The 1,900-nt window shown below is 35.2% G+C and carries 2 protein-coding genes; both read right to left on the bottom strand.

Going from position 1 to position 1,900, the window contains the following annotated elements; all coding sequences use genetic code 11:
- Positions 1-607 precede the first annotated feature (607 nt).
- Entirely contained in the window at positions 608-733 is a 126-nt protein-coding gene (locus Q5741_RS21735; protein ID WP_407074403.1) for a DUF4259 domain-containing protein, read from the bottom strand.
- Positions 734-1,328: 595 nt separating this feature from the next.
- Entirely contained in the window at positions 1,329-1,673 is a 345-nt protein-coding gene (locus Q5741_RS21410) for a hypothetical protein (RefSeq protein WP_305026137.1), read from the bottom strand.
- Positions 1,674-1,900: the final 227 nt, after the last annotated feature.

Consider the following 1,900-nt stretch of genomic DNA (forward strand, 5'->3'; position numbering starts at 1 on the left):
TGGCCTTCCGAGCTGGTGAGGATCCGGTTTAGGGAATCGTAGGTAAACTCCCCGCTACTCTCTCCATCGCTGCGGCTGGTGATGTTGTCGTTGTTGTCATAGCCGTACGTATACGTTTTTGGTAAAAACCGCCCGAAGACAGGGTCAGCTTGCTCAGCCGTCCTTAGCCGTCGTTAATGTACGTTGTCGTCAGTTTAAAATTTTATTTAAATTAAAGGAGGGCGTATATAAATGAAGCCACAATCCAGGTTTCCACCCGATTACGGCTTTTTGAATTTCAATTAATCAAGAAAAGTTTAAGGCGCTTTTCCAGATCCTCAACTTTCTCGACCACTCTGGATGTAGGTCGGTTTGCCCATTCCTCTCTGAATTCAAAGGATCGCTTAATTTTCCTTACTGCATCCCCTGCCATCTTGGCTAAGAAAAGTGCTTATCCGTGTGTTTGTGTAACCATTTTTGTAAATTTTCGACTTCGCTCGTTCAAGTGTTCAATTCAGCTCCTGGCTGACCCTGTGGGCTGCTATCACTTCAGCAGCGCCCATTGCCTGAGAAGCTTCATCAAAATCCAGATGGTCGTGTCGAATTGCATAGGTCGATTGTAGATTAACTAGGGATAGATACTACTATGCTCCACTAATTCATTGATCCAATCCAACACCTCGTCGTTTTGAAAAATTCCTGTTCCCCAAGATCCATTTAAACTCCTCCTATCTCGGGATAACCGTAATGACATTACTCTTAGAAATTTGTAACTACTGTTTCCAGACCAATTCCAAATAACAAAAAGCTTTAAGAAATGTGGTGGAAGACCCTCTCGATTTTATAATTGATGTCTTTACAGGAAATAAAAAATTGTTTTCCCCAACTATCTTCTAAAAAGATTAAAAGATCACCTTAATCAATTTCATTGTTAAACTTTCTTCTCTCTTCATAGGTTCCAATCCTTATTCTTTTTAATGAGGATAGATTTGTAGGGCAGTAAATCAGATCCACAACACAAAAATAAATCTCCAGATCATGGTAATACGTTAAATTTGGGCTGCCAATGATCAGTAACTTGTATTCATTAGAGGAAAATCATTAAGTCCCTTAGATATTTCATTGTTTATTTTTTTAGTTTGTCATTTAGTTTATCCAATGCTATCCCCCCCTTTAATATCCTATTCATTTTCCATTTAAAGAAAACCTTGAAAGGCATAAAGCCAATCAAGGTTATTATATCTCCATCACTTTCTTTTAATTGAATCTAACATAGGCAATCTTACTGTTCTTAAAGCAGTAGAATCTTTCGGTTATAATTATTAAATTACTTCATCACTTCAAAAATATTATTCAGTAATAAAACACATAAACTCATGTGGTATTTTAGGGTTAGAAGTAAATAATTTTTCCCTAAAATATTCAAAATCAGTATAGTATATTTCATTTTTAACATTTGAAACAGACCAATCAATTTCGCCCAATTCCTTACTCTGTAGAAAATTTATATTTTTATGTTCGTCTTCATTTTCGATAACTTGCAATATATTCATCTGAACGCCATAATTAACTATTTTTTTTATAATATTTATATCATAGCCTAATTGATTAGTGAAAAAACTAACAATAGTACTGATTTGAGCATCTTCCTCAGCAATAAAGGTTAAGAATTGAAGCAAATCTTTTTTATTCATAGTGTAAACTCCTCTATCTTATTAAGGGTACTCGTGATATCTCATTACCTACAGTAGCTTTAAAATACGGTCCTCCATGTAATGCATCACTCGCATTTTTATAACCAAAATTAATCTGATATGAATTACCTTTTCCATCATAATATCTAATGGAGTGCTACGATAAAAATGCAGTCGATAAACACCCTCGTATGAAATAAAATGAAAACAAACGAGGGGACGAGTGA

The organism is Paenibacillus lacisoli, from assembly GCF_030580655.1.
GTDB classification, from domain to species: domain Bacteria; phylum Bacillota; class Bacilli; order Paenibacillales; family Paenibacillaceae; genus Paenibacillus; species Paenibacillus lacisoli.

Excerpts from the sequence above, each read along its gene's own strand:
- Q5741_RS21735 (WP_407074403.1), bottom strand. The coding sequence starts at position 733 with ATGTCATTACGGTTATCCCGAGATAGGAGGAGTTTAAATGGATCTTGG.
- Q5741_RS21410 (WP_305026137.1), bottom strand. The coding sequence starts at position 1,673 with ATGAATAAAAAAGATTTGCTTCAATTCTTAACCTTTATTGCTGAGGAA.